The sequence below is a fragment of the Stenotrophomonas sp. OVS01A genome (assembly GCF_019969775.1).
GTDB classification, from domain to species: Bacteria; Pseudomonadota; Gammaproteobacteria; order Xanthomonadales; family Xanthomonadaceae; genus Stenotrophomonas; species Stenotrophomonas indicatrix.
In genome coordinates this window covers 164,424-189,364 of sequence record NZ_JAHXYV010000005.1, presented here as the reverse complement: position 1 = coordinate 189,364, position 24,941 = coordinate 164,424, and the positions used below count along the sequence as shown (strand labels likewise).

The window sequence follows — 24,941 nt, the reverse complement described above, 5'->3', positions numbered from 1 at the left end:
CAGCAGGGTTCAGGAATGCCCATTCTCGCGCTGGAACCCGTGCGGCACAATGCACGCATGCGACCGTTTTCCGCCCCCCAGCTGAACCCCGCCACCGAGACCGGCTGGCGCCGCCGGTGGTTCGACATCATCTACCGCCACGACAGCCGGCCCTCGCGCAATTTCGACCTGCTGCTGGTCTACGCGATCATCGCCAGCGTGCTGGTGGTGATGTTCGACAGCGTGCAACGCTTCCACATCGCCCATGCCGACTGGCTGTACGTGCTGGAATGGGGCTTCACCATCCTGTTCACCGCCGAATACGTGCTGCGGCTGGTGGTGGTCAAGCGCCCGCTGCGCTACGCGGTGAGCATCTGGGGCATCATCGACCTGGCCTCGATTCTGCCGACCTACCTGTCGCTGTTCATTCCCGGTGCGCAGAGCCTGCTGGTGGTGCGCGCACTGCGCATCCTGCGCGTATTCCGCATCCTCAAGCTGACCCGCTACATCGAAGAAAGCGGCGTGCTGATGCAGTCGCTGTGGCGCAGCCGGCGCAAGATCCTGCTGTTCCTGTTCACGGTGGTCACCATCACCATCATCGCCGGCACGCTGATGTACGTGATCGAGGGACCGAACCATGGCTTCACCAGCATTCCCAGCAGCATGTACTGGGCGGTGGTGACGATGGCCACGGTCGGCTTCGGCGACATCGTGCCGCAGACCGTGCTCGGCCGCTTCGTGACCTCGGTGCTGATCCTGATCGGTTACAGCATCATCGCCGTGCCCACCGGCATCTACACCGCCGAACTGGCCAGCACCATGCGCGATGCCGAGCTGGCCGCGCGCCGCGATGCACGTGGCTGCCCGCACTGCGGGCTGGAAGGCCACGAGCCGGATGCGCGGCACTGCCGCAAGTGTGGCGGACCGCTGCCGGATACGTTCAGCCACTGACGATGAGCCCAGCCGACGGCCGGCCCCACCGAAGCCAGCGGAGTAGATCCACGCCATGCGTGGATGAAGCCCCACCAAAGGCACACAGCAGATCCGCGCGATGGACGAATGCGGCATCCCGCATCCATCCATCGCAGTCGACCCACTGGCTCAATTCATGCGATTGCTGGTGGTCACCAGATCGTTGTAGGCGGCCATCACTGCCGCCTCCGAGCCCGCAGGCGCCGATCCGACACGGCCACTGGATGCCCGTTCTTCCTCGCGCTCACGTTCGGTGAATGCCTTACCTGACGCAAGGCGGTCGACGCGGCGGCCGGCATCCCGGATCAGTACGTCCGTCGACCGCTGTACATGCGCCCACAGCGGGTTGTCCTTGCCCACGCCTGCATCCTGCATTTCCTTGACCAGCGCTTGGTAATCGGCCAGCTGTGTGCGCGCCACCTGCAGGTCCGGCGCCTCTCCCTGCAGCGACAGCGCCAAGCGCTTGCCGTCACCGATCATGCGCAGGTGGTAGTACGCCAGTGAACGACCTTCGTCCGCTTCGATCTGCTTGAGCTGCGCGGCACGGCGTTCCTCCTCGTTCTTCTCCAGCGCCGCATCCAGGGCCTCGCTGGCCTTGAAGAAGTCAGCGTAGGCCTGCATCAGCAGCGCATGCTGCGCGCGCATGCCTTCGCCGTTGTCGCGCCGATAGTCCTCACGGGTGAAATAGCCATCAGCGCGTTCGATCAGCGCATACAACGACTGGAAGGCCGTCTGGTACTGCCGCACCGGCTCATCCAGCGGCGTGGCCGGCGTCCGGGCCAATGCATCGGTCAGCGGTTGGCCGCAGTACTCGACACGATGCGACAGCACCTTGCCCGGCGAGCGCGGCTGCGCTTCCTTGCCCGTCGGCCCCGCTTCGGGATCCTTGATCCAGGCGGTATAGGTCTGGAAGCCCTCTTGGATGGGCTGTTCGACGCCGTTGTAGCACTCGATGTAGGCGTTGATCTTCTGCAGGCCCGGATCGGCCACCGCCAGTCCTGTCGATCCGTTGCAACCAGAGAGGGTGGCGGCAGCGCCGAGCATAAGCAGAGAAAGTACACGCGCGGAAGAATTCAAACCGGTTCCTTGCAGATATGAGACGGCGCACATTCTCGCGCGCGGTGGAACAGCCCGCATACGCGGACGCCGATGCCATTGAGACGACGGGACACCCCATCCTTCACGTCGCAATCAGCCAGGTCGAATGCGACAAAAGTGGGGGCAGTGCGCCGGATTACTGGCGGTTGCTCTGGAACACCAGTGCGTTGTAGATGTGCAGCAGTCGCCCGGTCGAGCCGCTCGGCGCCATCGACGGCGACGCCAGCATCCTCTGCTCGAAATCGGTGTACGGAACCTTGCCACTGACCCGCTGCAGCCGCTCCTTGCCTTCGCGGCGGAAGTTCTCGGCCTCGCGTTCGAAGCTGTTCCAGTCCAGCTTGCCCGGCTCCTGATCGGCCACCTTGGCATGCGCTTCGTCGGAAATGCGGTTGAAGGCGTCCAGTCGCTCCCGTGCCCGGGCCACGTCGAAGTCGTCCTCGCCCATCATCTCCATGATCGCTTTCGCTTCCAGCATCATCGCCAGTCGGTAGTACTCGCGGGTGCGTCCTTCGGCCTGCTCCAGCGCCTTGAGCTGTTCGCGCTGGGCAGCGTCGTTCTGGCGCTCCAGTTCGGCGTTGAACGTTTCACTGGCAACGACGAAATCCTTGAAGGCGGCCATCAATGGCGCGTGCAGCTGCTTGCCCTTGGCAAACCCGTCGTCTTCGTAGTCCTGGCGATCGTAGTAGTCGTGCGCGTCCTTGCTGATCGGCACCAGGGCCTTCAGCGCCTGCTGATAGCGACCCGCAGCGGCATCGAGATCGGCAAGCGCCGGCTTGGCAGCCATCGCCTCGGTCACGGGGGCGTCGCATTGTTTCATGTCGTAATCGCCGATCTCGAACGGTCCGTACACGTTCGTCTCGCGCCCGCTCGGGCCGGCGTCCACGTCCTTGATCCAGCGCGTGTAGGTCTGGATGCTGCCGTGCGTCTTCGAATCAAGCGCGTTGAAGCAGCCGATGTAGGCGTTGAGCTTTGCGGTCAACTGCTGTTGGGCGTCAGCCGGCGCCGTGCTGGCCTCCGGCTTGCCGGCGGAACCCGCGTCGCCGTCAGTTGCGGGCGCCTTGCCACCACAGGCAGCCAGAAGAAGCGACAGCGAAGCGGCGAGCGCCGCGATGGAAAGAGTACGTGACATGGGCTCACATCCCTGTTGAAAACGATTACAGCCGCGCATTCTAGCGCAGCGGGCCGAAGGCGGCAGCCATCGGCCTTTCCCTACCGGCAGGCTCAATCCAGGAACAGATCCGGCAGCAACGGACGCGACGCATCCACCGCATACCCGGAAAGATCGGTCACGCCAGCTTCGGCCAGCACCTCCTCATCGATCAGGAAACGGCCGTGGAAACCTGCCGCCTCGCGCACCAGCACCGCATGTGCAGCGTCGGCCATGATCTGCGGCGTGCGGCAGCCGCCGACGTCCACGCCCGGAATCATGTTGATCGCATCGGTCGCAATGACCGTGCGCGGCCACAGCGCATTGACCGCCACGCCCTGCGGACCGAACTCGGCGGCCAGGCCGAGGGTGACAAAGCTCATGCCCATCTTCGCCAGCGTGTAGCCGGTATGCGCGCCCCACCACTTGGGCTCGAGGCTCGGCGGCGGCGCGAGGGTCAGGATATGCGGGTTCGGCGCCTGCAGCAGGTACGGCAGGCAGGCCTGCGCGCACAGGAAGCTGCCGCGCGAATTGACCTGCTGCATCAGGTCGAAGCGCTTCATCGGCGTGTCCAGGGTGCCGCGCAACCAGATGGCGCTGGCGTTGTTGACCAGGATGTCGATGCCACCGAACGTGTCCACGGCGGCAGCAACGGCCGCCTGCACCTGGTCTTCTTCGCGGATGTCGCACTTCAGCGCAAGGCCCTGGCCACCGGCTGCAGTGACGGCCTCGGCAGCACTGTGGATGGTGCCCGGCAGCTTCGGATTGGGCACCGACGACTTGGCGGCAATGGCGACGTTGGCGCCGTCACGCGCGGCCCGCAGCGCGATCGCCAGGCCGATGCCACGCGAGGCACCGGTGATGAAAAGGGTTTTGCCCTGCAGACTGCCCACGTTCCACACTCCAGCGTATGCAATGAGCCGCTAGTATGCCGCGCCGACGCGGAGTTCACCGCACGTTGACGATACTGGCGCCCCGGTCACTGCACGAGGTCCATGCCATGCGCTGTTCCCGCCTGTTGTTGCCTGCCCTGGGCCTGGCCCTGCTCACCGCCTGCCAGGGCCGCTCGCCCGAACCCGGCAGCGCGCCGGCCAAGGATGACGCCGCCAGCGTCGACAAGGCCACCGGTGATGGCAAGCTGCGCTGGAGCGAGGCCGTTGTCTGGGATGGTGACCTCAACGCCTGCCGCCAGGGCGACAGCGCGGCCACCCGCGATTGCCTGCGCGATGCGATGCGGTCCGGTGGGGCCAGTGCCGATGCGGTCACTGCGGCCGAGCAGCTGTCCACCGGTGGCGAACTGGCCTACGTGACCGCCTGGCATGAACACGACGGCCTGGGCGTGGCCACCGTCGAGTATCCGTTCCGCGCCAATACCAATGAAGGCACGCGCCTGGTCGATGCCGCAGGCAAGCGTATCGACGTGGATGCGGTGCAGCTGGACGACACGCTGCGCGCCGATCCCGGCGTGCAGGAGGTGCTCAAGGCGCATCCGCAGGCCACGCCGTTCGCGCCGGCGCAGGCCGCGGGTACCGCGGCGCTGGATGGGGGCGGCATCCGCCTGCTGTACCGCACGCCGCTGCGCGACTGCCATGCGTGCCCGGACGTGGGCCAGCTGCAGATCGGCTATGACTTCGATGGCAAGCGCAACTTCATCGGCCAGCAGGTGGTGCCGGTGACGCCGTAGGGGTTTGCCGCGCCATGCGGCAACGCGCATCCACGCATGGCGCGGATCTACTGATATCCGCGCACCTGCTTGCTCAGCAGGTGCGGCGCGATCCATCGATGCACCGGTGCCACCGGCAGCATGTACAGGCGGCCGAACGCGTTGTGGGTGTGCACCACCGTCGCCACTTCCAACATATCGCCGTGCCATTGCAGCGCCAGCTGCACGCGCAGATGGCGGTCGTTGTCTTCCAGCACGATGGCATCCTCGTCCAGCGCCTGCAGGGTGAAGATGCCGAGGCGTTGCCCGGGCTGCGGATCGGCGGTCTGCTGCACTCCGCGCAGCGAGCCGAGATCCTTCATGCCCAGCAGCCGCATGCCCCTGTTGCGCAGCGCCATCAGTCCATCGAACCAGCCGGGCACCGTCGCGGCCATATCGCGGTAGGCCTGCAGCGCCGAACGGCCGTTGCGCGGCGCCGCCTCTTGGCAGGCATGGACGAAATCGGCACCCGGCAGTTGCGAACGCAGCACGCTGCCTTCGCTCAGCTGGGTGCTCACGGCTTGGGGCCCTGCCCTTCGTTGTCTTCCCAATGCAGGATGCGGCGGGTGACGAAGCGGTAGACCGGCTTGCCGGTGGCGAACCAGAGATCGCGCACCCACGACGTGCGCTTGAGCACGCGCTTCTCCACCGGCGTCAGCGACTCCCGGCAGTACATGCGCTTGTGCTTGAGCAGGTGGCGCAGGTCCTCGCGCGCCAACAGGCGCATCCAGCGCGAGCGCGGGTCACCGATCACTGCCAGCTGGAAGTCGATCAGGGCCGGTCGACCGTCCTCGGTCACCAGCCAGTTGGCTTCCTTGGCCAGGTCGTTGTGGGCCACACCGCGCCGATGCAGCTGCTGCAGCAGGCGGCGTGCGGCGCGGAACCAGGCCACGTCACCGCGCGGCGGACGCTGGTACATCGCGTCGCCGGCCATGAAGCTGCGGTCGAGGTGGCGGCCATCCCAGTCCAGCAGTTGCGGCACGTCGGCCATGCCATGGATGTGGCGCAATGCACGCGCTTCGCGTCGCGCCAACCACCACGCTGGCAACCGCAGCCACAGCGGCGTGGCCCCCAGATCGCGGCGCACGAAGGGGCCTTCAGGCCCCTGCACGAGGAGGATCCGGCCGAAACTGTCGGCCTTCAGTGCATGCGTTGGCGCGTCATTGGATACAGGCATGGCGACATTCTAGGCGATGGCGCCGGTTGCAAACGGTCACCAAGCGGCTGGGAACCAGTCACCTTCACGCCCCTATAATCGGGCAATGGACTCTTCATGGATCGACGCCACCCTCGCGTGGATTGCCGCTCATCCCGTGTTGGCGGGTGCGGTCATCTTTCTGATCGCCTTCTGCGATGCGGTCATCATTCTTGGCGCCATCGTGCCGGCGCTGCCGTTGCTGTTCGCCGTTGGCGTGTTCATCGGCCTGGGCCAGATCTCCGGGCCGTATGCGGTTGCCGCCGCGGCGCTGGGCGCGTTCGCCGGTGATGGCATCAGCTACTGGATAGGCCGGCGCTGGGGCGACCGCCTGCGTGGCGTCTGGCCGTTCAGCCGCTACCCGCAGCTGCTTGACCGGGGCGAGAACCTGTTCCGCCGCAATGCGTTCAAGAGCATCCTGATCGCCCGCTATGTCGGTGCCATCCGGCCGTTCGTGCCCGCCATTGCCGGCATGTTGAAAATGCCCGCCAGCCGTTACGTGCAGGCCAGTGGCATCGCCAGTATTTCCTGGGCCATGCTGTTCCTGGCACCGGGCTGGATTCTTGGCGAAGCCTATGATGCCGTCGCTGCTGTTGCCGGCCGGCTGGTGGTGGTGGTGGGCTTGTTGGCCGTGATCCTCAGCCTGGTCTGGGCCATCGTGCTGTACGGCTATCGCTGGTCGGCCGCGCGCATGGACAGCTGGCTGGCGCGGCTGCTCGACTGGTCCAACCGGCACCCGACGCTGGGCCGCTACACGGTGGGCGTGCTCGACCCGAAGCGCCGCGAATCGGTGCCGCTGGCGATGCTGGCGCTGATGCTGCTGTTGTTGGGTTGGGGCTGGTTCGCGCTGCTGACGGTGGTGGTCGCCCATGGCGAGCCGTTGGCGGTGGACCTGCTGGTGCACCAGGCGATGCTGGCCCTGCGCAATCCGCTGGCCGACTACCCGATGGCCGCGTTGGCCTCGCTCGGCGCATGGCAGGTGCTGCTGCCGGCAACCGCTGCCGCGATGGGCTATCTGGTCTGGCGCCGGCGCTGGATGGCGGCCGCCCATTGGCTGGCCGCATTGGCCTTCGGCCTGGCCCTGACCAAACTGCTCGGCGCCACCGTCGATGTGGTGCGCCCGATCGATGCCAGCAGCGGCTTCGGCTTCCCGTCGGTGTCGGTGACCATGGCCACCATCACCTTCGGCTTCTTCGCGGTGCTGATCGCCCGCGAAATGCCCGGCCGCACCCGCGTCTGGCCCTACCTGGTGTCGGGCATCGTGGTCAGCCTGATCGGCTTTGCGCGCCTGTACCTGGGTGCGCACTGGCTGAGCGATGTCATCGGCGGCATGTTGTTCGGCACCTTCTGGCTGCTGGTGCTGGGCATCGCCTACCGCCGCCGCTTCAACCGCTCGTTCTGGGTAAAGCCGGTGGCATGGCTGTTCTACGGCGTCTTCGTGGTGGCGGCGATGTGGTACGCGCCGCGCAACATCGCCATCAAGCTGGAACGCTTCGAGCCGACCCTGCCGGCGCCGCTGGCGATGGACGCGCAGGCCTGGTGGCAGCACGACTGGGCGAAGCTGCCGGCGCGTCGCAACGAATTCGACGATGACCAGCGCTGGCCACTGGACGTGCAGGTGGCCGGTGCGTTGGCGCCGCTGCAGGCGCAGCTGGAAGCGCGCGGCTGGCAGGTGCAGGCCCAGGCCGGCTGGCAGGAAGCGCTGCTGATGCTGGACAAGAACACCGGCGCCAATGAACTGCCGGTACTGCCGGCGACACTGGATACGCGCGTTGAAGCGCTGCTGATGGTGCGCCAGGGCGCGCAGACCGACGAGCGCTACGTGCTGCGCTTGTGGCAGGCGCCGGCGCAGCTGCAGCCGGGCGACACCCCGTTGTGGCTGGGCAGCGCACAGACCCTGCGCTACGAGCGCCACTTCCAGTGGATCGGCATGTGGCACCCGGTGCGGGGCATCGACCCGGCGTTGAACGCGGTCAAGGAAGCGGTGCAGTCGTTGCCGCAGCGCGAGGATGTGCAGCCGGAGACCGGGCTGCCGGTACTGCGGTTGAAGACCGCCACGCCGTAACGAAGCCGCCGGGCATGGCCCGGCGCTACCGTCCCGCTCTGGTAGTTGCCAACCTTGGTTGGCGCTTTCGGGAAAGGCTGCCAACCAAGGTTGGCATCTACCGACGACGCCGGGCCATGCCCGGCGAGCACCGCGGCCGGGCTTTTACGGCATCCAGCCCAGCAGCTGCTGCAGGCGCTGGTGCGGGTCGTCCAGCTGCAGCAGTTGCAGGCGCTGCTGTTCGCTCAGCGGCAGCAGCTCGGCCAGCCGCCAGCTGACCCAGCTGGCCTGGTCCATCAAGGCCGGCGAGGCCGGTGCGAACGCCGTGCCCGCCTGCTCGATGATGTGGTCCAGTACCGTCGCCAGCAACGCATGCTGCGGACGCAGTTCGTCATCGGGATCCTCATCGCACCAGCGCACATCGGCAACCACCAGCCCGTTGTCGCGCACGCGCGTGCGCTCGACGTGGAAACGACGGGTGCCGCGCAATCGCAGCTGCAGCACGCCATCGGCGCCGACATCGAAATCCTCGATCTTCACCTGCACGCCGAAGGCGGCCGGCGTTGCAGGCGCTCCCACTTCGTTTCCTTCCAGGATCAGGCAGACACCGAAACCTTCACCGCTGCGGCCGGTTTCGCGCACCAGATCCAGGTAGCGTGGCTCGAAGACCCGCAGGCCGATGGCCGCGCCCGGCAGCAGCGTCGTATGCAGCGGGAACAGCGGCAGCGAACCCTCACTGCTCATCGTGCCTGCAGCCCTGCAAGGAAGCGGCGCGGCGCGCCGTCGAAGCCGCCGTTGGACATGAACACCACATGGTCGCCGCTGCGCACGTCGGCCTGCAGCTGCGCCAACAGCGCATCGGTGTCGGCCACGGCATGCGCCTGTCCGCGCACCGCCGCGATCACCGCTGCCGCATCCCAGGCCAGCTCCGGGCGGTGCAGGAACACCACCTCATCGGCGAGTGCCAAGGACGGTGCCAGTGCTTGTGCGTGAGCGCCCAACCGCATCGAATTGCTGCGCGGCTCCATCGCCACCACGATGCGGGCATCACCGACCTTGGCACGCAGCCCTTCGAGGGTCGTCGCAATCGCGGTCGGGTGATGGGCGAAGTCGTCGTAGACGGTGATGCCATCGTGGTTGCCGATCACTTCCATGCGCCGCTTGACGCTGCGGAAGCGCGCCAGCGCCGGGATCACCTCGGCCGGCGCGACACCCACGGCGTGCGCAGCGGCCAGCGCAGCCAGGCCATTGAGCACATTGTGCCGGCCCAGCAGCGACCAGTGCACATCACCCAGCGCCTGCCCGCGATGATGGACGCGGAACGCGCTGCCATCGGCGGCCAACAGCTCGGCATGCCATTCCAGCGCGGGGTCGAAGCCGAAGCGTTCGACCGGGGTCCAGCAGCCCATCGCCAGCACTTCGGCCAGGTGCGCGTCTTCGCCATTGACGATCAGGCGGCCGCGCGCCGGCACGGTACGCACCAGGTGGTGGAACTGGCGCTGGATCGCCGCCACGTCGGGGAAGATGTCGGCGTGGTCGTATTCAAGGTTGTTGAGGATCGCCACCAGCGGCCGGTAGTGCACGAACTTGCTGCGCTTGTCGAAGAACGCGGTGTCGTACTCGTCGGCTTCGACAACGAACTCGCGGCCCTGGCCCAAGCGGGCGGACACGCCGAAGTCCTCGGCCACGCCGCCGATCAGGAAGCCGGGGGAGCGACCGGCATTCTCCAGCAGCCAGGTCAGGATGGTGGTGGTGGTGGTCTTGCCATGGGTACCGGCCACGGCCAGGGTGTCACGGCCCGGCAGGACCTGCTCGGACAGCCACTGGGCGCCGGAAATGTAGCGCTGGCCGGCGTCCAGGACGGCTTCGACGGCAGGATTGCCGCGCGACAGCGCGTTGCCGATCACCACCTGCCCGGTGCCCTCCGGCACGCTGTCGGCGCGGTAGCCCTGGTCCAGGGTGATGCCCAGCTGCTCGAGCTGGGTCGACATCGGCGGATAGATGGCCTGGTCGCTGCCACTGACCGTATGGCCCAGTTCCCGCGCCAGGGCGGCCACGCCACCCATGAAGGTGCCGGCGATTGCAAGGATATGTACGCTGCTCATGACCGGGGATTGTGACCGATCACGGCTGTATAGGGCCATTGTCAGCACCGGGGTAAGAGAACCCCTACAGCTGCTGTGAGAAAACTCCAGCCACATGTCAGGGAATTCCTGATAGCGATGTTCTGTGAACCCGGACACAATTCAGGATGCCAGCCGCAGTACCCGAACCGGTCCTACTCCCCAAGAGGCCATCCCCAAGGGAGCTCATGCTGTGGGGGCCCTGAGCAAGCCCTTTGCTGGCACCTATGAAACGAAACAGGCCTGATCCTCGCGGATCAGGCCTGTTTTTTTGCGCCTGCGGTGGCCGGCATCAACCGGCCACGAGGGTCAGCGCTTGATCGCCGCCAGGATGCGGGCTTCGATCTCGTCCAGTTCGCCGACGCCATCGACGCGGGCCAGGGTGCCCCGGCCGGCGTAGAAGTCCACCACCGGAGCAGTCTGCTCGGTGTAGACCTGCAGGCGCTTGCGCACCGATTCCGGATTGTCGTCAGCGCGGCCCTGCTCCTGCGCACGGCCGGCGATGCGCTCGACCAGCAGTTCGGTGGCCACGTCCAGCTGCACCACGGCATCCAGCGGCTGGCCGATCTCGGCCAGCATGCCGTCCAGCGCGTTGGCCTGGGCCACATTGCGCGGATAGCCGTCAAGGATGAAGCCCTTGGCGACATCGGCCTGGGCCAGGCGCGACTTCAGCATGCCCAGCAGGATCTCATCGGACACCAGGTTGCCGGCATCCATCACCGACTTGGCCTGCTTGCCCAGCTCCGAGCCGGCGGCAATTTCAGCGCGCAGCATGTCGCCAGTGGAAATGTGGGCGATCTCGAGCTTTTCCTTCAGGCGCGTCGCCTGTGTCCCCTTGCCCGAACCGGGCGGTCCCAACAGAACCAATCGCATTGACCTGACTCCAACGTGTTGAAAATAAAGAAGGTTCGCGCCCCGGACGGTCCGGTATCGCTGCACCGCAATAGCGCCACTTTAGCGCATCCGGGTAATGTCCCTGCAATGTCCCCTCCCCCGAACAGGTAGAAGCATGCGCAATGGCACCCTCCTTTACGCCCAGTCCGGCGGCGTCACCGCCGTCATCAACGCCACTGCCGCGGCGGTGATCGAACAGGCCCGCGCCAAGGGAATCAAGGTCCTGGCTGCGCGCAACGGCATCCTAGGCGCCCTGCGCGAGGAGCTGATCGACACCAGCAAGGAGAGTGCTGCAGCCATCCGCGCCCTGGCCCACACCCCCGGCGGCGCGTTCGGCTCGTGCCGGGTCAAGCTGAAATCGCTGGAGGCCGACCGTGCACGTTACGACCGCCTGCTGGAGGTCCTGCGCGCCCATGACGTGCGCTGGTTCCTCTACAACGGCGGCAACGACTCGGCCGATACCGCACTGAAGGTGTCGCAGCTGGCAAAAAGCTCCGGCTACGACCTGACCTGCATCGGCGTGCCCAAGACCATCGACAACGACCTGGCGGTGACCGACACCTGCCCCGGCTTCGGCTCGGCGGCCAAGTACACGGCCGTGTCCGTGCGCGAAGCGGCGTTGGACGTGGCGGCGATGGCCGAGACCTCCACCCGCGTCTTCATCTACGAGGCGATGGGCCGCCACGCCGGCTGGCTGGCCGCGGCCGCCGGCCTGGCCGGCACCGGCGAGGACGACGCCCCGCACATCATCCTGCTGCCCGAGCGCGCCTATGACGAGGCCGCGTTCCTGGCCAAGGTCAAGGCCGTGGTCGCGCGCGTGGGCTACTGCGTGGTGGTGGCGTCGGAAGGCATCGCCACCGCCGATGGCCGCTTCGTCGCCGACGCCGGCGGCGGCAAGGACTCCTTCGGCCATTCGCAGCTGGGCGGCGTGGCCGCGCATCTGGCCGGGCGGGTCAAGGACCAGCTGGGGCTGAAGGTGCACTGGGCCCTGCCCGACTACCTGCAGCGCTCAGCCCGCCACCTGGCCAGCAAAACCGACTGGGAACAGGCCCAGGCGGTGGGCAAGGCCGCGGTGCAGCTGGCGCTGAAGGGCCAGAACGGGGTGATGCCAGTGATCGTGCGCAGCAGCGATGCACCGTATCGCTGGAAGATCGAAGCCGCACCGCTGTCGAAGATCGCCAACCACGAGAAGAAGATGCCGGCCAGCTTCATCCGTCGCGATGGATTCGGCATCACGGCCAAGGCGCGCGCCTACCTGCAGCCGTTGATCAAGGGCGAAGCACCGTTGCCCTACGGTAGCGATGGCCTGCCCAAGTACGTGACGCTGAAGAACGTGGCGGTGAAGCAGAAGCTGCCTGCGTTCGAAGGCTGACCCCCTCCGTCCCCTTTTTGCGAGGAATGCCATGGCGTTGCGTGTTGTTCGACTTGGCTCAGCGCGCGCGCCCGGTGAAGGCCTGCGCATCGGCACCGTGCGGCGCCCGCCGCGCGGTGTGCCGCGCAGCGAATTTGCCCGGCAGGACTGGTACGACGTGTGGTTCCCGACGCTGTCACCCAGCGCGGAGCTGGTGAAACAGGCGCATGAGGCGAAGAGCGCCGCCGACTGGACGGCGTTTTTCCGTCACTACAACGCCGAAATGAAGGCGCCCGATGCAGCGCATGCGCTGGACCTGCTCGCAGCGCTGTCGCAGCACAGCGATATCGCGGTGGGCTGCTATTGCGAGGACGAGGCGCATTGCCACCGGTCGGCACTGCGCGATCTGCTGGTGGCGCGTGGAGCGAGGCTTGCGGATTGATCGCGGGGTTGCCGGCCAGCGGCCGGCACTACCCAGGTCTCACACCCAGTAGATCCACGCCATGCGTGGATGCCTGGCCTCAATTGCAGGCCTTGCCCAGGCCTCCCTCCCAGTAGATCCACGCCATGCGTGGATGCTCGGCCTCAATTGCAGGCTTTGCCCGGGTCTCCAATCCAGTAGATCCACGCCATGCGTGGATGCTCGGCCTCAATTGCAGGCTTTGCCCAGGCCTCCCTCCCAGTAGATCCACGCCATGCGTGGATGCTCGGCCTCAATTGCAGGCTTTGCCTTCCATCTGCAGCTGCGCGGCGAACATCGTCACCTGCGGGATCTTGCCGGCAGCGGCCTGCTTCTTGGCTTCCTCCAGATAGATGCGCGACTGTCCCTGCCCATCCAGCGCCTGGGCGTTGTTCACCGGCAGACGCCACACGCGCACCACCGCCTGCTGCGCCGGGCAGGCGGCATTCGGAACACGGATCACATCATTGAGTTTCCAGCCCTTGTCAGCGCTCGGTTGTGCCTTGCTGTAGTCGACAAAGCGGGCACGCGGCTGGCACTGCTCGCTGGTGCGCACCGCCGAGAAACGATAGGGCTCCGCCGCCTGGCCGGTGAACGCGCCTTCCAGGCGGGCACAGGCTTCGGGAATCTGCCGCAGCGTGTGCACCGCGCCGACCGCTTGTGGTGCACCCACCGCGCGCTGCAGTTCCGGTGCTTCCGCCGCGAAGGCAGGCAGGGCCGGGGCCAGAACGGCAAGCATCAACAGGGACAGGCGCATGGGGATTCTCCGACGGGACTGCGCGCAGGCTTGCAGAGGTTGGCTTAACGGGGTGCAAAGGTGGCGATGGGGACGACGGATATCGCGTCGGTGCAGCAACCGCTGCGCTCGCCGGGCGCGGCCCGGCGCTACCATCCGGGCGCGGGTGCACGCATACTGCGGACACCAGGGAATGCTGAACACCGCCATACGTCGGACGACCACCAAGGTCGGTACGGGTTGGTTCCAGGCTGCAGCCCGTCGTCCCCCTCGTGGTGCCGTTCATCGCCACTGGATGCTTGTCCATCCATTCTGCGGAGGGGTCTAATGCTGGAACGTCACGGGCTGTCATTGGCGCTGGGCTGCGCCATTCTCGCGATCCTGTACGGAATCGTCTCGGCGCGCTGGATCCTGCGCCAACCCACCGGCAATGAACGCATGGTCGCCATCGCCACGGCCATCCAGGAAGGCGCGCGCGCCTACCTCAACCGCCAGTACCTGACCATCGGCATCGCCGGCGTGGTGCTGTTCGTGCTGGTCGGCATCTTCCTGAGCTGGTACACCGCGATCGGCTTCGCGGTCGGTGCGGTGCTGTCCGGTGCAGCGGGCTACATCGGCATGAACGTGTCGGTGCGCGCCAACGTACGCACCGCAGAGGCGGCGCGCCACGGCATCAGCGCGGCAATGGACGTGGCCTTCCGCGGCGGTGCGATCACCGGCATGCTGGTGGTCGGCCTGGGCCTGCTCGGCGTGGCCGGCTACTACGCGTTGCTGCTGCGCATGGGCCTGCCGATGGAACAGGCACTGCATGCACTGGTCGGCCTGGCCTTCGGCTCATCGCTGATCTCGATCTTCGCGCGCCTGGGCGGCGGCATCTTCACCAAGGGTGCCGATGTCGGCGCCGATCTGGTCGGCAAGGTCGAAGCGGGCATTCCCGAGGACGACCCGCGCAACCCGGCGGTGATCGCCGACAACGTCGGCGACAACGTGGGCGACTGCGCCGGCATGGCCGCCGACCTGTTTGAAACCTATGCGGTCACCGTGATCGCCACCATGCTGCTGGGCAGCCTGATGCTGGCCGAGGCCGGCGCCAATGCGGTGCTGTATCCGCTGGTGCTGGGCGGTGTTTCGATCATCGCTTCGATCATCGGCGCGCTGTTTGTGAAGGTGAAGCCCGGTGGCTCGATCATGGGCGCGCTGTACAAGGGCGTGATTGTCTCTGGTGTGCTGGCAGCGATCGCGTTCTATCCGATCACCACAGGACTGATGGCGGACAACGTGTACGGGCCGATGGCGCTGTATGGCTGTGCGCTGATCGGCCTGGTATTGACCGGCCTGATCGTGTGGATCACCGAGTACTACACCGGTACCCAGTACAAGCCGGTGCAGCATGTGGCACAGGCCTCGACCACCGGCCATGGCACCAACATCATCGCCGGCCTCGGCATCTCGATGAAGTCCACCGCGCTGCCGGTGATTGCCGTCTGCGCGGCGATCTGGGGCGCGCACGCGCTGGCCGGTTTGTACGGCATCGCCATCGCCGCCACCGCAATGCTGTCGATGGCGGGCATGATCGTCGCACTCGATGCCTACGGGCCGATCACCGACAACGCTGGTGGCATCGCCGAGATGGCAGAGCTGCCTTCGGAGATCCGCGACATCACCGATCCGCTGGATGCGGTGGGCAACACCACCAAGGCGGTCACCAAGGGCTATGCCATCGGTTCGGCAGCACTGGCCGCGCTGGTGTTGTTCGCCGACTACACGCACAACCTGCAGGCGGCCAATCCCGGCCAGGAGTTCCGCTTCGACCTCAGCGACCACACGGTGATCATCGGCCTGCTGATCGGTGGCCTGATTCCGTACCTGTTCGGTGCGATGGCGATGGAAGCCGTCGGTCGCGCGGCCGGCGCGGTCGTGGAGGAAGTGCGGCGGCAGTTCCGCGAGATTCCCGGCATCATGCAGGGCACCGCCAAGCCGCAGTACGACAAGGCGGTGGACATGCTGACCCGCTCGGCAATCCGCGAAATGATCGTACCGTCGCTGCTGCCGGTGGCCGTGCCGGTGGTGGTCGGCCTGCTGCTGGGGCCACGCGCGCTGGGTGGGCTGCTGATCGGCACGATCGTCACCGGGCTGTTCGTGGCCATTTCGATGACCACCGGCGGCGGTGCCTGGGACAACGCCAAGAAGTACATCGAGGATGGCCACTTCGGCGGCAAGGGCAGCGAGGCACACAAGGCAGCGGTGACCGGCGACACCGTCGGTGACCCGTACAAGGACACCGCCGGCCCGGCGATCAACCCGCTGATCAAGATCATCAACATCGTGGCGCTGCTGCTGGTGCCGTTGCTGTAGCAGGTGTGCGGCTGACGGCCATGTCGATGGCCGTCAGTCACTGCACTTATGCAATCGGCGATACAGGAGCGATCTCGGCCGGCACAGGCGTTTTCGAACCGTGGAGCCGCCTCATTGCCGGCCTATCGAATGCGATGCGCCCCCTTCACGTCCGACACTAACGGCCCCACGCAATCGGCAATTCCCCAGTAGGCACTTGTCTTTCCACCCGGCAATGGATCGAAGAAGGGATCTCGATCATCTGCGGTTTCCAGCAGCACCTGCAATGGGATATCGCTCGCCAAGGGAATTTCACAGATGACCGATCGAATTTCGTACTCAGATGTGCCGGTTTCGGGATCAGTTCTCTCGACGGTCCCCACGATCGCCCAATGGCAACTCTTCAGGACTCCATCAATGGAACGTACCGCACAGCTGATCTTGAAGGGGCGCTGATAGTCATAGACACCAGTGCAGAGCGCATCGCCACAGGCAACATCAAAGCCTTCGAGCCACCTTTCCTCAAGTCGATCAAACGCGGCGGTTCCCATTCCCGGAGCGGGATAGTTACGCGCATCGACAAAGGCAGGCTGTGCCTGGGCAGGCCACGCCAGCCATAGCCCGAAGATGGCGGCAATCAACGTTGAGCGGCTCATCCCAGCCTCCCCGGTACACAATCCTTGCTCAGATGCCACAACGACGTATCGCTTCCAGGTAGTGGGACATGTAACGGATCCCGGTTCCGTAGGGCGGCTGCCAGCGCAACGGCCCCCACCCTGGCCATTGGCAGAACGCAGTCGTACGTCGTTGCCGCTCCGTGCACGGCCCCTGTCGACGGAGTCATTTCCAGCTGCATGGCAACAAATACCCAGTGGCAAGCAGCGATGTCTCCGGTACGAGTATCAGCGGAACAACGGAAATGCACCGGACGGTACTCACCCAGCGAACTGGCACAGGTGCCTTTCGCACACTCCCTGTTGAAGCTCTTTCCTATTGCCCTGGCTGTTTCGGGGAAGTCGGACGTCTCCTTCGAATAGCTACCCAGATCAACATAAGGCGATCTCGCCGGTGCCGCTCCCAGGGGATGGGAAGCACCAGCAATCCCCACAACCAACAACACAGCGACTGCCCACATCGAAACTCTCCAGCATTGAGTGGAATTCCAGTCTGCGCGCCGCGTCCATCGTGCTGCACCAAGAAACCCCGGGACTCGACGTCAGAGTTCACCGCGCCACGATGTCGATCGTCCAAGAAGACCTCCCCCCCACCTTTATATGAACCACGCGAGGGTTCCTCTGACCCTGCTTGCGTTGATAATGCAGTTTCTTTCCCTTACCAGCCCGCACCGATGATCACCACCGAACCGCGCATGACCAATCTTTTTCTGCAGCTGGGCCTGGACGCCAGCTCCGACGGCATTGCCCGGTTCATCGCCGACCACCAGTTGGCTGCCGAAGTGGAAGTGGCTGACGCGCCGTACTGGAACAACGCCCAGCGCCAGTTCCTGGCCGAGTCGCTGCAGGCAGACGCGGCCTGGACCACCGTGGTCGACGAATTGAACGAAGCGCTGCACGAAGCAGCGGTGAAGGCCGCGACCGGACAATAAACACCCGGTCCCAGGCATCGGTGCGGACGCAGCGTCCGCACCGGCCCGGCCTGCGCCGACGTTCGAACACGATCACTCGATACCGCCAAGGAGAGGCCAGGCGCGCGGCGCGACACGGTGCCAGCATCACGCCCAGCGCCAGCCTATCCAGCCGTCAAAGACAGTCTGTCAGCCCGTCATAGACGCTCGTGGTCGTACCGGGCAAGGGCGCGTGGATCGCCTCATCCCCGGAACCCACCTGCCAGACCTGCAGGAGCTGCTCCAACCGGGTTCCAGATGCCAGCGGCAGCACGCATGCATAGCTGCCAAGGTCGACATCGATCCGTCCTTCCTTCCGCACCCAGGTATCGCTGCCGGCGAAGGTCCAGATACAGCTGCCGACCACACCTGTTGCTCGCTCCACCGAACAGCGCAGGCGCATGGCCCACAGGTTGTAGTACTGCCCCTCGCAGAACGTGTCGCCGCAGACATCATCGAACCCGCGCACCAGCATCCGTTCGGCGGCCAGGAACCGCTCCCGGCCGGTCGCTGGATCGGGATAGTCACGGGCGTCCACGAACGCCGGCGCGGCCTGCGCAGCGCCAACCACCATCAGACCGCAGAGCAGCCATCGTGCCGGGAAAGTGCGCATCAGGCGTCCCTCCCCTGCGCCCGCAGGCAGTCGGCAAGCCCGTCGAACAGCCCATGATCGAGCCCGGGCAGCGGTGCCATCAGCCCATCCGGCGCCTCCAGCGCGGCAAAGAAGGCTTCAACCGGCACCCCGGGCCGCATCTCCACCGGGCAGGTCCAGCGACCGTTGTCGACCTGCACCTGGCCGGTGTCACCCTGCACCACCAGTTCGCTGGCCGCCAGCACCCACACACATCGCTGCACCGTGCCCCGATGGGCCAGCACCGCACAACGGAACTCCATCACCCGGTAGTTGCTGTAATCGCCTTCGCAGAAGGTATCGGCGCACACACGGTCGAACGCCTGTGCAAGCGCTCCCTCAAGCGCGTAGGCCCTGTCCCACCCGGCCTCCCGGGTCGGGTAGTGGATCAGGTCGACATGCGTCCCGCGCGCGAGCGCGGCCAACGGAGCAAGCAACAGCAGGACGCCGCAGCGCCAACGATTCCAGTTCATGGCAGGTCTCCTCGGTTCAGGGTTCCAGCCTGCCCCGGCCGCCCGGCCGGCCCCATCGGGAAACCCCGGCCTGGCCGGTCGTCGGCTACCGCGACGGCCCGTCGGCGCCCCACCCTGCACAGCGACCGGCAAAGGCATAAAATGGAGGGCTATCCGTCTACATCCCCCACCTGGAGCACACCATGGGTCTGGAACTCGTCTCGCCCGGCAAGAACCCGCCGGAAGAAATCAACGTCATCATCGAGATCCCGAAGGATTCCGAGCCGGTGAAGTACGAAGTGGACAAGGAAACCGGCGCGATCTTCGTCGACCGCATCCTCTCCACCCCGATGCGCTACCCCTGCAACTACGGCTACGTGCCGAGCACCCTGTGCGGCGACGGCGATCCGGCCGACGTGCTGGTGGTGCTGCCGCTGCCGCTGGTCCCGGGTTCGGTGGTGCGCTGCCGTCCGGTCGGCGTGCTGAAGATGAGCGATGAGGCAGGCAGCGACGAGAAGATCCTGGCCGTGCCGGTTTCGAAGATCTTCAGCGGCTATGCCCACGTCGAGGACATCGCCCAGGTGTCCAGCCACTGGCTGGAGCGCATCGGCCACTTCTTCGAGCACTACAAGGACCTGGAGAAGGGCAAGTGGGTCAAGCTGGACGGTTGGGGCGGCGCGGCCGAGGCCAAGCAGATCCTGATCGAGGCGCACCAGCGCCACCTCGACAGCAAGGCCTGAGACTGAACAGCATTGCTCCGGCGCACGGCGTCGGAGCGATGCGGGTCACGTTTCATGACGGCGGCACATCACCTTTGCCGCCGTATTAGGTAAATTGCGTCACTTCACACGTCGTCGACATCGACCGTCGAGACAGCCAGGGGAATGTGTCGTGCGTATTCTGCTTGTTGGGGATACAGCCAGCCTGCCGGCTGAGCTGACCGAATTCATTGCCGATCTTGGGGAAGACTGGCAGCCGTTGACCGCCACCGATGGCCATGCCGCGATGACCGCGGTCGCCACCCAGGGCGTGGACGCGGTGATCGTCTGCCCGCAGTTGCCTGATCTCAACGCGACCACGTTGCTGGGACAGATCCGCACCTTGCGCCCGGAGACCATCCGCATCGCGCTGGTCGATGCACAGCATGGCAACCGGCCGCCGCCGGCGCGCCTGATCGGGGTCGCCCATCGCTTCCTGCCATTGCCGCTGGCACCAGAAGTACTGCTGGAAGCATTGACCAGCCTGGAAGAGCTGCGCGAAGTGCTGGACAGCCCGCGCCTGCGCGATGCCATCGGCCGCATCGAGAAGCTGCCTTCGCCGCCGCACCTGTACCTGAGCCTGACCCAGGCTCTGGAACATGACGACGACGCCGACAGCGCCGATGTCGCCAAGCTGGTCGCCGCCGACCCGGCGATCGCGGCCAAGGTGCTGCAGCTTTCCAATTCGGCGTTCTTCAGCCAGGGCCGCACCATCGCCGACCTGCGCACCGCCGTGACCCGGCTGGGCCTGGCCACGCTGCGTGACCTGGTGCTGGCCAGTGAGGTGTTCTCCGCGCCGACCTTGTCCGGGGCCGAACGCAACTCGCTGCAGCAGCGTGCCTTGATGGCCTCGCGATTGGCCGCACGCCTGCTGCCCGACTCCAGCGCCGAACTCGGTGCCACCGCCGCCCTGCTGGCCGACATCGGCCTGCTGCTGCCGGGTGTACGCAACGAGCGCAGCGAAACGGAGCCGGCCGATGATGATCGCCCCGGGCATGCCGAAGCCGGCGCCTATCTGCTGGGCCTGTGGGGCCTGCCGATGCCGATCATCGAGGCGGTGGCGTTCCATCTGCAGCCGCAGCGCGCCAATACACGCAGCTTCTGGGTGACCGGTGCGGTGCACGTGGCACTGGCGCTGGTCAACGGTGACCCGGTGGATGAAGAGTATCTGCAGCGCGCCGGTGTGCTGAACAAGCTGCCGCAGTGGCGCGAGCACGCCAACAGCCTGATGGGGCTGGTGCCGAGCGAGGCCTGAGGCGTAGCGTCAGGCGGGTACGAAGGGGACGAAAGGCAGGCCACGTGGCCTGCCTTTTTTCGTTGTGCCGGACGTTCATCCACGCATGGCGTGGATCTACACGGGCATGGATCAACCGTCGGTGACCGGAGGTTCGGCGCGCGCGGCGTGGACAGCCGCGTTGCTCGACCGCACAAACAAGAAGGGCGGACCTTGCGGCCCGCCCTCCTCTTTCTGCTGTCACGCTTCGATGGATCAGAAGCGCTGGGTGTACTTCATGTAGTAGTAGCGACCGATGTCGAAGCCACCGTAGTAGGAGAAGCTCGAGTTCGGCTGGCTGTACATGACCGGGCCTTCGTGGTTGAACACGTTGTTGGCACCGACCGAGACCGTAGCCTGCCACGGCAGGGTGTAACGCACCTGCACATCGTGGAAGGTGTTCGAACCGACCTTGCGGGTCGGCTGGCCCAGGGTGTAGGCCGAGTTGAAGTCAGGCAGGTTGCACTCGGTGTCGTAGGAGCACGGCTCCTTCATGCTCGAGTAGTAACGCACGGCCCAGTTGACGCCCAGGTTGCCCAGGCTCCAATCGACATTCAGGTTCGAGCGGACGCGGAAGTTCGCACCCCAGTCGCCGGTTGCCCAGCTGGTGTGCTGCTCGACCGGAGTCTCGGCTTCGTTGTCGCGCTTGTACTCGAGGTAATCGACGTAGGTGGTCTTCCAGTCAACCACGATCTTGCCGAAGGAGAACTCCGGCAGGCGGTACTTGATGCCCAGGTCGTAACCTGCGGTTTCCTGGTAGCCACCGTTGATCAGGGTACGGGTAACGTCGACCACCTGGTTGACGGTGCGGCCTTCGGTACCGCGGCTGAAGCGGTCACACGCCGACGCCACGCCCAGCACGTAGCACTGGTTGAGGATCGAGGTCACCGACTCGGCGGCGATCACGTTGTTGATGCGGATCTTCCACCAGTCCAGGCTGACGTCCAGGCCCTGCACGAAGTTCGGGCTGTAGACCAGGCCAGCAGTCCAGGTCTTGGAGGTTTCCGGCTGCAGTTCCGGGTTGGAACCCGACTCGAAGGCGCTGTAGGACTGGGTGCCCGGGCCGGTCGACTGTGCGCCACCGGAGGTGATCTGGCGGAAGTTCGCCGGAACGCCACGTGCGCCGCAGGCCGCGGCAACCGACGGATTGCGCGAAGCCGAGCCGAAGCTGCTGTCGCACGGATCGGTGTAGGCGTCGAAGGTCTGCGAGGTGCCGCCGTACATGTTGGCGATATTCGGCGCGCGGAAGCCCGTCGAATAGGTCGCACGCACCAGCAGGTCGTCGATCGGCTTCCACTTCAGGCCGAACTTGCTGTTGATCGTGTCGCCGAAGGTGTTGTAGTCCGAATAGCGACCGGCCATGTCGAGCGACAGTTCCTTGGCGAACGGCATGTCGGCCAGCACCGGCACGTTCAGTTCGACGTAGAACTCGTCGAGCTTGTAGCTGCCCTTGGTCGGTGCGCCGGCCAGGTCGGTGCTCAGGCCCGACTGCAGCAGTGCATCCGGGTTGTACTCACCGCTTTCCTGGCGGTGCTCGTAACCGGCAGCGATGGCCAGGTCACCGGCCGGCAGCGTGAACAGCGAACCGGAGATGTTGGCGCTGTAGGCCTTGGTGGTGTTGGTGTAGGTGTCGTGGCTCGGCAGGAACAGGTAGGCCTGCAGTGCCGGGTCAGCCAGCGAACCGTTGCCGGTGGAGCCGTACGGTGCGAGCGGGTTCCACGGGGTGCAACCGGCGATCACCTTGCCCGGGGTGCCGCAACGGGCAACGTCGCCGTCCATGAAGGACGGGCCGACGGCGTTCTGCACGTTCGGGATGAACAGGTTGCCGGTGCCGGTCTTGACGCCCTTGTTCTGGTTGTAGACGTAGCCCACGTCCCAGTCCCAGAACTTGTCGGCGAACTCGAACGAACCTTCCAGGCCGGCCGAGAAGCGGAAGGTTTCCTGCTCGGATTCGGTCTGGCGCGGGAACTCGGAGGTGCGACGGATGAAGTTCGCGTCCTTGCCCAGCGGGTTGTAGATGCTGTCGGCCGACAGCGGGGTGCCATAGACCTCGGACTGGTACGGGTAGCCGGCAATCTGCGAGGTCGCGGTGCGCTTGGTGTACAGCACGTTCGCGGTGGCGCGGATGTTGTCGGTCAGGTCGTAGTTGCCGTTGGCAAAGACCGAGCGACGGGTCAGCTTGTTCTGCAGCCACATTTCCTGGCTGGCATTGGTGTAGTCGGCGGTGCCGAACTCACGGAAGTCGCCCATGCCGTTGCCGGCACCGGTATTGGCACGGGTGTACCAGATATCGTCGTTGGCGTCCTTCGGGGTACCCATGTCGTCGATCAGCACGCCCTGGTTCGACGCCGGCGACCAGCCATTGGCATCGTCGTCGGTCGGGAACGGGTGGAAGCGGCCGTTCGGGTAGCGGCTGAAGGAACGATCCTTGGCCTGGACCTCATCTTCCTTGCTGTATTCGGCGCCGAAGGTGATCGAACCGCGCTCACCGGTCTGGCCGTAGACGAAGTTGTAGACCTGCTTCTGGCCGTCGCCCTGGCCGTACTGGCCACCGTAGACGCTGGCTTCCAGGCCGTCGAAGTTCTTGCGGGTGATGATGTTGACCACGCCGGCGATGGCGTCGGAACCATAGATGGCCGATGCACCGTCGGTCAGCACTTCGATGCGTTCCACGACCGAGGTCGGGATCGAGGCCAGGTCGGTGTAGCCGCCGGTGCTGGTGCCCATGCGCTTGCCGTCCAGCAGCACCAGGGTGCGCTCCGGGCCGAGGTTGCGCAGGTCGACGTACTGGCCGCCGACTTCTTCGCCGGAGCTCAGGGCATCGGCGCGGCTGATCGCCGGCGAACCGGTCGCCGACAGGTTCTGGACGATGTCGGCAACGCTGGTGAAGCCCTGCTTTTCAATGTCGGCGCGCTGCAGCGCGATCACCGGCTGCGCGGTTTCCATGCTCGCCTGGCGGATGCGCGAACCGGTGACCGAAATGCGGTCCAGGTCGGTCGTGCCGCCGGCAGCTGCGTCCTGCGCCGAAGCGAAGGACGGTGCCAAGGCAAGCGCAATGCCGGCCGGCAACAAGCCGAGCCGCACTGCAGGAATACGAACGTTCATCAATCTCTCCAAGGTACGTGTTAGTAGCGTGTTAAAACGCCGTAGCACGTTACGATTGCGTTGCAGCGCTGTATTTGCGCGACACAACCGGAGACTTTGCGGAGTGTGGCGGAAGCTGTCCGTCATTCTCGCGGAAGCGCGAGGCGGACTGGCCGTAGCGGGCGCGGAAGGCACGCGCGAAGCTGCAGCAGTTGTCGAAACCGCTGGCGGCAGCGACTTCGCCGACCATCATGTCGGTATCGCGCAGCAGATCGGCCGCACGTTCGAGGCGCAACCGTGCCGAAAGCGACTGCGGGCTTTCCTCGTACAGGCTCTGGAACGTCTTGGAGAGATACCAGCTGGAGAAGTTGGTCAGCTCGGCCAGTTCGCCGATGCGCACCACACGGTGGCTGTTGCCTTCCAGATACAGGCGCGCGCGCTGCATGCGACCAAACACCTGGCGCTTGCGGCTGCGCGAGCGGCCCGGGCAACGCTGTACGTTGTCGGCCAGGCTGCGCTGCAGACCGGCCAGATGCAGCAGCAACGGACGCAGTGCCTGCGCCGGCTGCCCGCTGGCGAGGGCGTCACGCCACAGGCGCAGCGCCACCCGCGCATCAGCGCGGTTCATCTGGCCACGACCGGCGTACAGGCCGCAGTCGGCCATTTCGGTCAGCACGCGCAGCGCTTCCACGTTCAGGTTCATGCCCACGCACAAGCCGTTGCGTCCGGCCTGGACCAGCGGCCTGGACTCCTTCTCGAACGCGATCCACTCGCCCTGGCGAAGCCGGAACCGCCCTTCCTTGGCTTCCACCCACGAGGTGCCGCGCACCTGCATCCAGACGCTGAAACTGGTGCCGGCGGTCTGCAGGCTGCCGAGGCGGGCAACCCCCATGCAGGTCGGCGCGACATCGTCGATCGCCTTGTCCAGGGATACGGTTTGGCCACGATCGGCCAGCGAGAGTTGACGCATAGGGGCACCACGGATTTGCCAAGTACAGGCCTCCGTTTTGCCAAATGAGGTGACAGCGCGTCAGGAAAGACTGCCGAGATCGCCACGAATTCGCGGCGAGATCGTCACGAAGAA

Annotated in this window: 23 protein-coding genes; 9 read left to right on the top strand and 14 right to left on the bottom strand. The window is 65.8% G+C overall.

The annotated features are described in order from the left end of the window. The first annotated feature begins 57 nt into the window (after window positions 1-57). A complete protein-coding gene (locus tag LC407_RS16825) occupies window positions 58-930 on the top strand; it encodes an ion transporter (RefSeq protein ID WP_025874187.1) in 873 nt (290 codons plus the stop codon). Window positions 931-1,080: 150 nt separating this feature from the next. Here LC407_RS16825 and LC407_RS16820 read toward each other — a convergent pair whose 3' ends face one another. From LC407_RS16820 to LC407_RS16810, 3 genes are all read right to left on the bottom strand, one after another. Continuing rightward, a complete protein-coding gene (locus LC407_RS16820) occupies window positions 1,081-2,028 on the bottom strand; it encodes a YiiG family protein (RefSeq protein ID WP_223483238.1) in 948 nt (315 codons plus the stop codon). A gap of 157 nt (window positions 2,029-2,185) precedes the next feature. Continuing rightward, entirely contained in the window at window positions 2,186-3,178 is a 993-nt protein-coding gene (locus LC407_RS16815; RefSeq protein ID WP_025874185.1) for a YiiG family protein, read from the bottom strand. A gap of 92 nt (window positions 3,179-3,270) precedes the next feature. After that, window positions 3,271-4,089 (bottom strand): NAD(P)-dependent oxidoreductase, encoded by an 819-nt coding sequence (locus LC407_RS16810; RefSeq protein ID WP_223483237.1) that lies wholly within the window; start codon window positions 4,087-4,089, stop codon window positions 3,271-3,273. Window positions 4,090-4,196: 107 nt separating this feature from the next. Between LC407_RS16810 and LC407_RS16805 the strand changes: the two genes are divergently transcribed. Next, window positions 4,197-4,880, top strand: coding sequence for a hypothetical protein (locus LC407_RS16805; protein WP_025874183.1), 684 nt, complete (start codon window positions 4,197-4,199; stop codon window positions 4,878-4,880). Window positions 4,881-4,927: 47 nt separating this feature from the next. Here LC407_RS16805 and LC407_RS16800 read toward each other — a convergent pair whose 3' ends face one another. Further along, window positions 4,928-5,416: a DUF2867 domain-containing protein gene (locus tag LC407_RS16800; RefSeq protein ID WP_080149893.1), complete on the bottom strand. Its 489-nt coding sequence runs from the start codon at window positions 5,414-5,416 to the stop codon at window positions 4,928-4,930. Then, window positions 5,413-6,075 carry a serine/threonine-protein kinase gene (locus LC407_RS16795; protein ID WP_025874181.1) on the bottom strand — a complete coding sequence of 221 codons (663 nt, stop codon included), beginning with the start codon at window positions 6,073-6,075 and terminating at the stop codon, window positions 5,413-5,415. Before LC407_RS16795 ends, LC407_RS16800 begins: the two co-directional genes overlap by 4 nt. An 85-nt stretch (window positions 6,076-6,160) precedes the next feature. On the opposite strand from LC407_RS16795, the gene LC407_RS16790 reads away from it, so the two are divergent. After that, window positions 6,161-8,158 (top strand): bifunctional DedA family/phosphatase PAP2 family protein, encoded by a 1,998-nt coding sequence (locus LC407_RS16790; protein ID WP_223483236.1) that lies wholly within the window; start codon window positions 6,161-6,163, stop codon window positions 8,156-8,158. Between the two features lie 144 nt (window positions 8,159-8,302). On the opposite strand, the gene LC407_RS16785 is transcribed toward LC407_RS16790, so the two are convergent. The 3 genes from LC407_RS16785 to LC407_RS16775 all read right to left on the bottom strand — a co-directional run bounded on the left by LC407_RS16785 (window position 8,303) and on the right by LC407_RS16775 (window position 11,133). Beyond that, on the bottom strand, window positions 8,303-8,881 hold the full coding sequence (locus tag LC407_RS16785; protein ID WP_032976742.1) for an LON peptidase substrate-binding domain-containing protein: 579 nt from the start codon (window positions 8,879-8,881) through the stop codon (window positions 8,303-8,305). After that, window positions 8,878-10,242, bottom strand: coding sequence for a UDP-N-acetylmuramate:L-alanyl-gamma-D-glutamyl-meso-diaminopimelate ligase (gene mpl, locus LC407_RS16780; protein ID WP_059065014.1), 1,365 nt, complete (start codon window positions 10,240-10,242; stop codon window positions 8,878-8,880). Before mpl ends, LC407_RS16785 begins: the two co-directional genes overlap by 4 nt. A 327-nt stretch (window positions 10,243-10,569) precedes the next feature. Further along, window positions 10,570-11,133, bottom strand: coding sequence for an adenylate kinase (locus LC407_RS16775; RefSeq protein ID WP_025874177.1), 564 nt, complete (start codon window positions 11,131-11,133; stop codon window positions 10,570-10,572). Between the two features lie 136 nt (window positions 11,134-11,269). Here LC407_RS16775 and LC407_RS16770 point away from each other — a divergent pair, with 136 nt between their 5' ends. Both LC407_RS16770 and LC407_RS16765 read left to right on the top strand, forming a co-directional pair. Beyond that, window positions 11,270-12,526 carry a 6-phosphofructokinase gene (locus LC407_RS16770; RefSeq protein ID WP_025874176.1) on the top strand — a complete coding sequence of 419 codons (1,257 nt, stop codon included), beginning with the start codon at window positions 11,270-11,272 and terminating at the stop codon, window positions 12,524-12,526. A gap of 31 nt (window positions 12,527-12,557) precedes the next feature. Beyond that, window positions 12,558-12,947: a DUF488 family protein gene (locus LC407_RS16765; protein WP_105164601.1), complete on the top strand. Its 390-nt coding sequence runs from the start codon at window positions 12,558-12,560 to the stop codon at window positions 12,945-12,947. Window positions 12,948-13,218: 271 nt separating this feature from the next. On the opposite strand, the gene LC407_RS16760 is transcribed toward LC407_RS16765, so the two are convergent. Continuing rightward, on the bottom strand, window positions 13,219-13,722 hold the full coding sequence (locus tag LC407_RS16760; protein ID WP_025874174.1) for a hypothetical protein: 504 nt from the start codon (window positions 13,720-13,722) through the stop codon (window positions 13,219-13,221). Between the two features lie 306 nt (window positions 13,723-14,028). On the opposite strand from LC407_RS16760, the gene LC407_RS16755 reads away from it, so the two are divergent. Continuing rightward, window positions 14,029-16,056: a sodium-translocating pyrophosphatase gene (locus tag LC407_RS16755; RefSeq protein ID WP_033831939.1), complete on the top strand. Its 2,028-nt coding sequence runs from the start codon at window positions 14,029-14,031 to the stop codon at window positions 16,054-16,056. Between the two features lie 122 nt (window positions 16,057-16,178). Here LC407_RS16755 and LC407_RS16750 read toward each other — a convergent pair whose 3' ends face one another. Beyond that, window positions 16,179-16,691: a hypothetical protein gene (locus LC407_RS16750; RefSeq protein ID WP_223483235.1), complete on the bottom strand. Its 513-nt coding sequence runs from the start codon at window positions 16,689-16,691 to the stop codon at window positions 16,179-16,181. 692 nt (window positions 16,692-17,383) lie between these two features. Between LC407_RS16750 and LC407_RS16745 the strand changes: the two genes are divergently transcribed. Continuing rightward, window positions 17,384-17,641, top strand: a complete 258-nt coding sequence (locus LC407_RS16745) for a DUF2789 domain-containing protein (RefSeq protein WP_223483234.1) — start codon at window positions 17,384-17,386, stop codon at window positions 17,639-17,641. A gap of 154 nt (window positions 17,642-17,795) precedes the next feature. Here LC407_RS16745 and LC407_RS16740 read toward each other — a convergent pair whose 3' ends face one another. Further along, entirely contained in the window at window positions 17,796-18,272 is a 477-nt protein-coding gene (locus tag LC407_RS16740; RefSeq protein ID WP_080149884.1) for a hypothetical protein, read from the bottom strand. Beyond that, the gene (locus LC407_RS16735; RefSeq protein ID WP_025874162.1) at window positions 18,272-18,763 is read right to left on the bottom strand and encodes a hypothetical protein; all 492 of its coding nucleotides are present in this window, start codon (window positions 18,761-18,763) and stop codon (window positions 18,272-18,274) included. The genes LC407_RS16740 and LC407_RS16735 overlap by 1 nt, the downstream gene beginning before the upstream one ends. A gap of 182 nt (window positions 18,764-18,945) precedes the next feature. On the opposite strand from LC407_RS16735, the gene ppa reads away from it, so the two are divergent. Then, complete coding sequence (gene ppa, locus LC407_RS16730; protein WP_005410935.1) at window positions 18,946-19,482, top strand: inorganic diphosphatase; 537 nt, start codon at window positions 18,946-18,948, stop codon at window positions 19,480-19,482. A gap of 151 nt (window positions 19,483-19,633) precedes the next feature. Beyond that, window positions 19,634-20,755 (top strand): HDOD domain-containing protein, encoded by a 1,122-nt coding sequence (locus LC407_RS16725; RefSeq protein ID WP_032976758.1) that lies wholly within the window; start codon window positions 19,634-19,636, stop codon window positions 20,753-20,755. Window positions 20,756-20,989: 234 nt separating this feature from the next. On the opposite strand, the gene LC407_RS16720 is transcribed toward LC407_RS16725, so the two are convergent. Then, window positions 20,990-23,878 carry a TonB-dependent receptor gene (locus tag LC407_RS16720; protein ID WP_059065027.1) on the bottom strand — a complete coding sequence of 963 codons (2,889 nt, stop codon included), beginning with the start codon at window positions 23,876-23,878 and terminating at the stop codon, window positions 20,990-20,992. A gap of 49 nt (window positions 23,879-23,927) precedes the next feature. Continuing rightward, window positions 23,928-24,827 (bottom strand): helix-turn-helix transcriptional regulator, encoded by a 900-nt coding sequence (locus LC407_RS16715; RefSeq protein WP_025874158.1) that lies wholly within the window; start codon window positions 24,825-24,827, stop codon window positions 23,928-23,930. Between the last annotated feature and the right edge of the window lie 114 nt (window positions 24,828-24,941).